Genomic DNA, 9,118 nt, shown 5'->3' with positions numbered 1-9,118 from the left:
ATCGTGAGGTCGACGCCGCGCAGCGCCTCGACCGTCTCCTTGCCCCGCGAGTAGCGCTTGCTGACGCCGGTGAGCTTGTACATGGGATCTCCGTCGGATGCGTCTGTGAAGAAGAGGGTCGGGACGCCGCCTCTCGGGGGGAGTGGAGGCGGCGCCCCGGATCAGGGGGTGCGGCGGTCGGCGCCGGCGGCGGTGCGAGCCACCGCCGCCGGACCACGCCGTCGCGGCTGTTCTACGACACGCTGCGCAGCGCGTCCGCCGGACGCATCCGCGACGCGCGCCAGCCGCCCATCGCGCCGGCGATGAGACCGCCGGTGACGGCCAGGCCCACCGCGAGGGCGATCGTGGTGAGCGAGACCGGCGCGTTCAGGGCGATCTCCAGGGTGCTGGAGGTGGCCTGCCGGCCGGGGCCGCCCTGGCCGCCGCCGGGTCCGCCCTGGGCGCCACCGCCGGTGGAGCCGAGCTGCGCGGTCAGCTTGGGACTGATCGCGGTGACCGTGTAGGCCGCCAGGAGGCCGAGCCCGATACCGAGAGCGCCGCCGATCAGACCGTTGACCATGGACTCGCCGACGACCTGCCGGGTCACCTTGCGGCTCGGCCAGCCGAGCGCCTTCAGCGTGCCGAACTCACGCACACGGCGGGAGACCGCCGAGGAGGTGAGCAGCGCGGCCACGAGGAACGCGGCGATCAGGACCGCGACCGACAGCCACTTGCCCACGCTGGTCGCCAGGTTGGAGGCGGTGGACAGCGAACCGGAGACGGTGGACGCGAGGTCGGCGGAGGTGGTGACAGTCGTACCCGAGATGTTCTTCTGGATCGTCGTCTTGACGGCCGAGATCTGCTTGGAGTCGGTCGCCTTCACGTAGATCGTGGTGACTTCGTTCTTCGAGTCGCCCAGCGTCTGCGCCTGCTTCAGCGGCAGGTACACGTCGATCGTGGACTCGCTGCTGTTGGGCGTCGCGATGCCGATGACCGTGAACTTGGTGCCGGAGATCGAGAAGGTCGAACCGACCTTGTACTTCTTCGTCTTGGAGTACGACTTGCTGACGACCGCGACCTTCGCGTTGGTCTGCGCGGTCGTGAACGTCTTGCCGGTGGTGATCTTCGACGTGGACAGCGGGCCCAGCGTCTGGTTGGTGACGTCGATACCCGCGACCGAGTACGAGTTCACGTTGAAGTTGGCGCCGCCGCCCTGCACTTGGGGCTGGCCGGTGCTGCTGCTGCCCGTGCCGCCGCCGGGGCCGCCCTGCTGTGAACCGGAAGAGGAACCGGAGGTGGTGGAGGACTTCGCCTTGCCCTGGGTGAAGGAGCCGTCGACCTTGGTGACGTTCAGCGTGAGCGCGCCGACCGCGCTGGACACGCCCTTCTGCGAGCCGACCTTCGTGACCAGTGAGGACGCGAGGACCTGACCGCCCTGCGTGTTCACCCGGTCCGAGCTCTGCGAGCTGCTGGTGCTCGATGTGGCGCCGAACTTGAAGCTGGGACCCTGCGTGCTGCCGGCCTTGGGGGCCGATTGCGCCTTGGTCACGGTCATGTCAGTTCCGAGACCGTAAAGAGACTTGAGGACCTTGTCCTGAGCCTGATTCATGCCGGCCGACACCGAGTTGACGGTGATGACCAGCGCGATTCCGAGCGCCAGACCCATGGCGATGACCAGGGCCGCCTTCTTGCGCCGGCTCAGTTCGCGCTTGAGATAGATGCCAAACATCCCGTTCCCCAAAGGTTCTTGGCGCCCGCTGTGGGCGCGGCCACAAGCTATGGAGAAACCTTTGAGTCGACCTGAGTAAAGGATGTGTCTGACCTGAGAAAAAGGGGCCTGACATCAGAATTGCGTCAGACAGCTCATTCCTAAGCTGCGGAGGGCCTCCTGCCAGGAAACCCCTGTTCAATAGCTTGCTGAAATGGGTTCTCGACCATCTTTTCGACATCCCGTCACGCACCCGCCGCGCATCTCACCATGCACCCCGCCGTGCACCGCGGCGGCCCGATTTTGTACGGTCCCGAGATGCGCGATTCCTCTCGGCTCACCCGGCGTGCCGCTCTCGGTCTGACCGCCGCCGCTCTTCCCATGGCGGCGGCCACGCCCGCGTCCGCGGCGACGGCGATAGGCGGTGAGCGTCTGGCCCGCGACGGGATCCAGGTGGCCGATGCCGCCGGTCTGCCCAAGAAGCTCACCGCCCGCTCGTGGATCGTCGCCGACCACAAGACGGGCGAGGTGCTCGCCTCGTACCGCGCGCACCAGCGCCTCGCGCCCGCCTCCACGCTGAAGATGCTGTTCGCCGACACCGTGCTGGGGAAGTTCGAGCGGACCCGGACCTACCGCGTCGTCGACGCCGACCTCGCCGACGTCCCCTCCGGCTCCAGCCTCGTCGGCGTCAAGCCCGGAATCCTGTACAGCGTCCACCAGTTGTGGCAGGGCGTCTTCCTGCGCTCGGGCAACGACGCCGTGCATGTGCTGGCCCACATGAACGGCGGGATCGCGCGGACGGTCGCCGAGATGCAGGCCAAGGCGAAGGACCTCCAGGCCCTGGACACGCACGTGGTGAGCCCGGACGGCTTCGACCACCCCGGGCAGGTCTCGTCGGCGTACGACCTCACGCTCTTCGCCCGGCACGGCCTGCACGACGACGACTTCAGCTCGTACTGCTCGACCCGGGTCGCGAACTTCCCGGCCGGCGGCAAGAAGACCTTCCAGATCCAGAACACCGACCGTCTGCTCAGTGGCGCCTACGGCCTGCGCCCGTACCGGGGCATCATCGGCGTGAAGAACGGCTACACCAGTCACGCCGGCAACACCTTCACCGGCGCCGCCACCCGCGACGGCCGCACCCTCCTGGTCACCGTGATGCACCCCGCGAACGGCGGCAACGAGGTCTACAAGGAGACCGCCGCGCTCCTCGACTGGGGCTTCGGCAAAGGGAGTTCGGCCCAGGCGGTGGGCACGCTGGTCGAGCCGCTGAGCGAGGGCGGGGCGGTCGCGAGCCCGACGCCGTCGGGGAAGGGCGCCAAGGGGGCGCCGGGGGCCACCGGAGCCGCCGCGTCCTCGTCGGACGGTCCCTCGCCCTGGCGGCTGCTGGAAGGCGCGGCGGGGACGGTCGCGGTGCTGGCGGGCGGCGCGTTCGCGCTGCGCAGGCGACGGGCGGCCGTAGCGGCGGCGGCCAAGTCCCCGGAGGGCGACGGGAGTTGACGTGACGCGACAGCCGCCCCACGGCCCGGTGCGCACCTCGCGGTCCCACGCGAGATCCACCCCCACCCGGGCCGTGGAACGACTGTCGCCTCTCCCCCCTCGGTTTTGGTCTGCGGAACCCAAGGCTCCAGTACTGCGGAAGCCTTGTGCTCCAAGTGTGAAGCTTTGATGGAGAAGAGTTGAGCATAAGTCAGCAACCGGGCGCAATGGTGCGGACGGTCAAATTCCGCTTGTGCAAATCGACTTAGCCACGGCCCACGTACGGCATCGCGGTCGCCAGCACCGTCGCGAACTGCACGTTCGCCGCCAACGGCAGCTCCGCCATGTGCCGCACCGTGCGCGCCACATCGGCGACATCCATCACCGGTTCCGCGGCCACCACCCCGTTGGCCTGCAGCGCCCCGGCCTCCATTCGCCGCGTCATGTCGGTCGCCGCGTTCCCGATGTCGATCTGCCCGACCGCGATCGAGTACGGCCGCCCGTCCAGCGACAGCGACTTGGTGAGCCCCGTCAGCGCGTGCTTGGTGGCGGTGTAGGCCACGGAGTGCGGCCGAGGCGTATGAGCGGAAATGGACCCGTTGTTGATGATCCGCCCGCCCTGCGGCACCTGCTCCTTCATCCGCCGGTACGCCGCCTGCGCGCACAGGAACGCCCCGTTGAGGTTGGTGTCCACCACATGCCGCCACGCGTCGTACGGCAACTCCTCGACCGGCACCCCACCGGGCCCGAAGGTCCCCGCATTGTTGAACAGCAGGTCCACCCGCCCGAACCGCTCCACGGTCACGTCGAACAGCCCGTCCACATCCTCCGGCCGCGCCACATCCGTCGCCACGACGACGGAGGCGCCCTCGGGCACCAGCGCGGCCGTCTCCTCCAGCGGCCCGGTGCGGCGGCCTGCCAGCGCCACCGACCAGCCCGTGCGCAGCAGTTCCACGGCGACCGCGCGGCCGATGCCGGAGCCCGCGCCGGTCACCACGGCGATCTTCGACTGCCCGCCAACCATGTGTCCGTCAACCATGTGCCTGTCATCCATGGTCGGCAGCCTACGAGTCACCCCTCCTGCGGGTAGCGCACCCCGATCCGCTCCCGCACCGCGTCCAGTGTCCGCATCACCGCGAGGGTGCCGTCCAGCGGCACCAGCGGGGACTCGGTCTCACCGGCCCGCAGCGCCCGCATCACCTCCGACGCCTCGTGCCGCAGCGTGTTGCGGGGCCCGTCCGCCGGGTCGAGGACGAACTCCTCGGGGTCGCGCCCGTCCCGGTGCAGCACGAAGCGGTCGGGGTGGAAGAAGCCGTCCGGGATGTCGATCCGCCCCAGCGAACCGGTCACCGACGCCGAGGTCCCCGTACCGCCGACGATCGAGCAGTGCAGCGCGGCCAGCGCGCCGCTGTCCCAGGAGAACAGGGCCGCCGTCTGGAGATCCGCGCCCTCGGGCGAGAGCACGGCCGACGCCTTCACGTCGGCGGGCTCACCGAGCAGCAGATGCGCGAACGACACCGGGTACACCCCGAGGTCCAGCAGCGCGCCGCCGCCCTGCGCCGGATCGCGCAGCCGGTGCGAGGCCGGGAAGGGCCCGGCGAGCCCGAAGTCGGCCTGAACGGTGCGCACTTCACCGATCGCCCCGTCGTCGACGAGGGCCTTGAGCCGCCGTACCAGCGGATTGCAGTACATCCACATGGCCTCCATCAGGAAGCCGCCGCGCTCGCCCGCCAGCGCGACCAGTTCGGCGGCCTCGCGGGAGTTCAGGGTGAAGGCCTTCTCGACGAGCACGTTCCGCCCGGCCTCCAGACAGAGACCGGCCGCCGCGCGGTGCGCCGCGTGCGGGGTGGCGACGTAGACGACATCGATGTCCGCGTCGTTCGCCAGCGCGTCCCAGCCGCCGTAGGCCCGCTCGATGCCGAAGCGCTCGGCGAAGGCCTTCGCCGAGGCCTCCGTCCGCGAGGCCACCGCGACCACCTCGGCGTCCGGCAGATCCACCAGCTCCGCCGTGAACGCGGCGGCGATCCCGCCGGTCGCCAGGACTCCCCAGCGCACCCTCTGCTCCGTCATCGCGGCCCCACCCTCGTTCACCAGACCCTCGGCACCCTGTACGAGCTGAGAGCATAGGTGGCGGATCACTCGGAGAGGGAGGGGCACATGCCCGAGCAGGGGGCGCAGGCGCCGAGCGTGCCGCAGTCCGTCGTACCGCCGCTCAAGGCGACCCGTAGCGCCGGCCTCCTCGTCATCCTCGTTCTCGGCGGCCTCACCGCGACCCCGCCGCTGTCGATGGACATGTACCTCCCCGCGCTCCCGGCGGTCACCCGCTCCCTGCACGCGCCCGCCGCGACCGTCCAGCTCACGCTCACCGCCTGCCTCGCCGGCATGGCGCTCGGGCAGCTGGTGGTCGGCCCGATGAGCGACAAACTGGGCCGCAGACGCCCGCTGCTGACCGGCCTCGCGGTGTACGTCGTCGCGACCGCCCTGTGCGCGATCGCGCCGAACGTCGAATCCCTGGTCGCCTTCCGACTGGTCCAGGGCCTGGCGGGCGCGGCCGGAATAGTGATCGCGAGGGCCGTTGTACGCGACCTGTACGACGGCGTCGCCATGGCCCGCTTCTTCTCCACCCTGATGCTGGTCTCCGGGGTCGCCCCGATCGTCGCGCCGCTGGTCGGCGGCCAGATCCTCCGTGTGACGGACTGGCGGGGCGTGTTCGTGATCCTGACCTTCGTCGGCACGGCGCTCGCCGTCCTCGTCTGGACCCGCCTCCCCGAGACCCTCGCCCCCGCGGACCGCCACGCGGGCGGCACCGCGGAGGCCCTCCGCTCCATGCGCGGCCTCCTGGCCGACCTCCCCTTCACGGGCTACATGCTCACGGGCGGCTTCACTTTCGCCGCGTTGTTCGCCTACATATCGGCATCCCCCTTCGTCGTCCAGGAGATCTACGGCGCCTCCCCGCAGACCTTCAGCCTGCTGTTCGGCATCAACTCGGTGGGCCTGGTGGCAGTGGGCCAGATCAACGGAAAGCTGCTGGTGGGCAGGGTCTCCATGGACAAGGCCCTGGGCGCGGGCCTTGCGGTGGTGGTGCTGGCGGCGACGGCGCTGCTGCTGATGGCGACGGGCACGTTCGGAGCGGTGGGCCTGTTGCCCGTGGCCGCCGCGCTCTTCGTCCTGATGTCCGCGATGGGCGTGACCCTCCCGAACGCACAGACCCTCGCGCTGATGCGCACTCGGCACTCCGCGGGCTCGGCTTCCGCGCTGCTGGGCACGTCATCGTTCCTGATCGGTGCGGTGGCTTCGCCGCTCGTCGGCATCGCGGGCGAGCACACCGCGGTCCCGATGGCGGTTGTCCAGCTGGTGGCCGCACTGGTGGCGGTGGCCTGCTTCGTGGGAATGTGCCGTCCTTGGAACACACGTACGACCGTGGAGGGAGTGGGGAGCTGAGCGCCCCGAGACTGCGCAACGACACCCCGGAACGGGCCGGCCTCGACCCCGAGGAACTCCGGCACCTGGTCCGGGACGTCCACGACCTCACCACCGGCGACCGCCCCTGGGCGGCGGGCACCGTCGTGGTCGCAGGCCGCGGCCCGGTGATCGCCGTGGAGGAGGCGGCGGGCTGGGCCGTACGGTATTCCGCCTACGACCCCGAGACCGACCGAGGCGTCGAACTGCCGTCGGCGTCCCGCGTCCCGACCACGGTCGACACCCCCTTCGACCTGGCCTCCCTCACCAAGCTGTTCACGGCGGTGGCCGCCATGCAGCAGATCGAGCGCGGCACCCTGGGCATCGACGCCCGCGTGGGCGCCTACCTCCCGGACTTCCGAGCGGCGGCCCGCCACGGCACCACCGTCCGCCAGCTCCTCACCCACACCTCGGGCCTACGCCCCGAACTCCCGCTCTACGACTGTGCCGACGACGCCGAACGCCTGTCGATGCTGCGAACGGAGGCGCCGGTGGGGGAGCCGGGCGAGTACGTCTACTCGGACCTGAACCTGCTCCTCCTCCAGTTCGTCCTGGAACGCATCAGCGGCCGCACGCTCGACGTCCTCATCCACGACGGCATCACCCGCCCGCTGGGCATGACCTCGACGGACTTCGGCCCGTGCCCCGGCGCGGCGGCAACGGAGGACCAGCGCCGCCCCTGGGCCAAGGCGGACCGGGGCATGCTGCGGGGCGTCGTCCACGACGAGAACGCGTGGGCGCTGGGTGGCGTGGCCGGCCACGCGGGCCTCTTCTCGACGGGCCGCGACTTGGCGATCTTCTGCCGCACGTTGCTGGCGGGGGGTTCGTACGGCCCGGCTCGAATCCTCGGCGCGGATTTCGTGGAGCTGCTGCTGACCCCGCCTGGGTTGGGCTTCGGCGTTGATCAGGCTTGGTTCATGGGGGAGTTGGCGGGTCGGGGGGCGGTGGGGCACACCGGGTTCACGGGGACGTCGGTGGTGTTGGATCCGGGTACGGATACGTTTTTGGTGTTGCTGGCGAATACCGTGCATCCGCGTAGGCGGGGGGCGGACAGTGGGCCGAGGGCGGCGGCGGGGACGAGGGTGGCGCGGGCGGTGAGGGGGTGACAAGGGGGTGACAGAGGGCTCGGGTGACTGGGCGGGGCGGGGCTTTTGAGGCGAGCTCTTCAAGTGCCCGAGACGGGTGGTGGGTGGGCATAGGTCGGGGGTCTGGGGGCGGAGCCCCCGGGGACGTCAGTACTAACCCGGGGACACTTAGAATCGGCGGGTGAACGACCCCGTGGCGCCCGCCGAAACCCTCCGTACCGCTCTGGCCCGCCTGCTCGACGGGCTTCCGCCCAGGCAGGCCACCGGTGCCGTCGAGCGGCTGATCGCCAGTTACCGGGGGACCACCCCCACCGACGCTCCGATCCTGCGGGACCGTGCGGATGTCGCGGCGTACGCGGCGTATCGGATGCCGGCCACGTTCGAGGCGGTCCGCTCCGCGCTGGACGCCTTCGCGGACGCCGTACCCGAGTGGGCCCCGCACGGACACGTGGACGTCGGCGGCGGCACCGGCGCCGCGACCTGGGCCGTCACCGCCACCTGGTCCGGCGACCGCCCGGTGACCGTACTCGACTGGGCCGAGCCCGCCCTCGCCCTGGGCAGAGAGCTCGCCGCCGCCAACCCGGCACTGCGCAACGCCAGTTGGCAACGCGCCCGCATCGGCTCCGCGCTCACCCTCGACCCCACCGACCTCGTCACCGTCTCCTACGTCCTCAACGAACTCACCGCCCCCGACCGAGCCGCACTCGTGGACGCCGCCGCGTCCGCGGCCCAGGCCGTCGTGATCGTCGAAGCCGGCACCCCCGGCGGCTACGCCCGCGTCATCGAGGCCCGGGACAGGCTCATCGCCGCCGGGTTCCACATCGCCGCCCCCTGCCCGCACAGCGCCGCCTGCCCGATCGCCCCCGGCGAGGACTGGTGCCACTTCTCGGCGCGGGTCAGCCGCTCCTCCCTGCACCGCCAGGTCAAGGGTGGCTCCCTGCCGTACGAGGACGAGAAGTTCAGCTACGTCGCCGCCGCCCGCTTTCCCGTCGAACCCGCCCCCGCCCGCGTCGTACGGCGCCCGCAGATCCGCAAGGGCCAGGTACTCCTCGACCTCTGCGAGACCGACGAGCAGCTGCGCCGGACGACGGTCACCAAACGCCACGGCGACCTGTACAAGGCGGCACGGGACGCGGACTGGGGCGACCCGTGGCCGCCGTACACCTCACAGCCGTAGCCAAGGGTCGCCCTGAAGGCCGTAAATCCCGGCAAATCATGCGATAGACGCTGATCCGGGTCTCGGTGTGTCTCGTCCCACCTACCCCGGATGTGGGGTACCGCCTCTCGGGGCGCAGGATGGTGGGACCATAGGGGAAGTTCTCCGCACAACAGCACCACGCGGCAGCACCGCACAACAGCACCACGCGGCAGCACCGCACAACGGCAGGGCGACAACAGCAAGGCGAGG

The 9,118-nt window shown here is 70.7% G+C and carries 7 protein-coding genes and 1 pseudogene; 4 read left to right on the top strand and 4 right to left on the bottom strand.

Features of this window, described 5'->3' with window-relative positions; genetic code table 11:
* Together ACFWP5_RS40080 and ACFWP5_RS40075 are read right to left on the bottom strand one after the other, a co-directional pair.
* Positions 1-83, bottom strand: a pseudogene (locus ACFWP5_RS40080) (ABC transporter ATP-binding protein); the annotation flags it as partial.
* Positions 84-232: 149 nt separating this feature from the next.
* On the bottom strand, positions 233-1,708 hold the full coding sequence (locus ACFWP5_RS40075; protein ID WP_384168619.1) for an ABC transporter permease: 1,476 nt from the start codon (positions 1,706-1,708) through the stop codon (positions 233-235).
* 297 nt (positions 1,709-2,005) lie between these two features.
* Here ACFWP5_RS40075 and ACFWP5_RS40070 point away from each other — a divergent pair, with 297 nt between their 5' ends.
* Positions 2,006-3,187: a D-alanyl-D-alanine carboxypeptidase family protein gene (locus ACFWP5_RS40070; protein ID WP_384168616.1), complete on the top strand. Its 1,182-nt coding sequence runs from the start codon at positions 2,006-2,008 to the stop codon at positions 3,185-3,187.
* A gap of 244 nt (positions 3,188-3,431) precedes the next feature.
* Here the strand turns inward: ACFWP5_RS40070 and ACFWP5_RS40065 are convergent, their stop codons facing one another.
* Positions 3,432-4,220, bottom strand: coding sequence for an SDR family oxidoreductase (locus ACFWP5_RS40065; RefSeq protein WP_384168613.1), 789 nt, complete (start codon positions 4,218-4,220; stop codon positions 3,432-3,434).
* A 17-nt stretch (positions 4,221-4,237) separates the two neighbouring features.
* The gene (locus tag ACFWP5_RS40060) at positions 4,238-5,236 is read right to left on the bottom strand and encodes a Gfo/Idh/MocA family protein (protein WP_384168610.1); all 999 of its coding nucleotides are present in this window, start codon (positions 5,234-5,236) and stop codon (positions 4,238-4,240) included.
* Positions 5,237-5,323: 87 nt separating this feature from the next.
* On the opposite strand from ACFWP5_RS40060, the gene ACFWP5_RS40055 reads away from it, so the two are divergent.
* The 3 genes from ACFWP5_RS40055 to ACFWP5_RS40045 all read left to right on the top strand — a co-directional run bounded on the left by ACFWP5_RS40055 (position 5,324) and on the right by ACFWP5_RS40045 (position 8,887).
* Positions 5,324-6,607, top strand: a complete 1,284-nt coding sequence (locus tag ACFWP5_RS40055; protein ID WP_384168607.1) for a multidrug effflux MFS transporter — start codon at positions 5,324-5,326, stop codon at positions 6,605-6,607.
* Positions 6,559-7,731, top strand: a complete 1,173-nt coding sequence (locus ACFWP5_RS40050) for a serine hydrolase domain-containing protein (RefSeq protein WP_384168604.1) — start codon at positions 6,559-6,561, stop codon at positions 7,729-7,731. The genes ACFWP5_RS40055 and ACFWP5_RS40050 overlap by 49 nt, the downstream gene beginning before the upstream one ends.
* A 160-nt stretch (positions 7,732-7,891) precedes the next feature.
* Positions 7,892-8,887 (top strand): small ribosomal subunit Rsm22 family protein, encoded by a 996-nt coding sequence (locus tag ACFWP5_RS40045; protein WP_384168601.1) that lies wholly within the window; start codon positions 7,892-7,894, stop codon positions 8,885-8,887.
* The last annotated feature ends 231 nt before the right edge of the window (positions 8,888-9,118 follow it).

Source organism: Streptomyces sp. NPDC058469, assembly GCF_042721125.1.
Classification (GTDB): Bacteria; Actinomycetota; Actinomycetes; order Streptomycetales; family Streptomycetaceae; genus Streptomyces.
This window is presented reverse-complemented; position numbering and strand designations above follow the sequence as displayed.

Bases quoted from the DNA above. Each gene is read 5' to 3' on its own strand.
- ACFWP5_RS40075 (WP_384168619.1), bottom strand. From the start codon at position 1,708: ATGTTTGGCATCTATCTCAAGCGCGAACTGAGCCGGCGCAAGAAGGCG.
- ACFWP5_RS40070 (WP_384168616.1), top strand. From the start codon at position 2,006: ATGCGCGATTCCTCTCGGCTCACCCGGCGTGCCGCTCTCGGTCTGACC.
- ACFWP5_RS40065 (WP_384168613.1), bottom strand. From the start codon at position 4,220: ATGGATGACAGGCACATGGTTGACGGACACATGGTTGGCGGGCAGTCG.
- ACFWP5_RS40060 (WP_384168610.1), bottom strand. From the start codon at position 5,236: ATGACGGAGCAGAGGGTGCGCTGGGGAGTCCTGGCGACCGGCGGGATC.
- ACFWP5_RS40055 (WP_384168607.1), top strand. From the start codon at position 5,324: ATGCCCGAGCAGGGGGCGCAGGCGCCGAGCGTGCCGCAGTCCGTCGTA.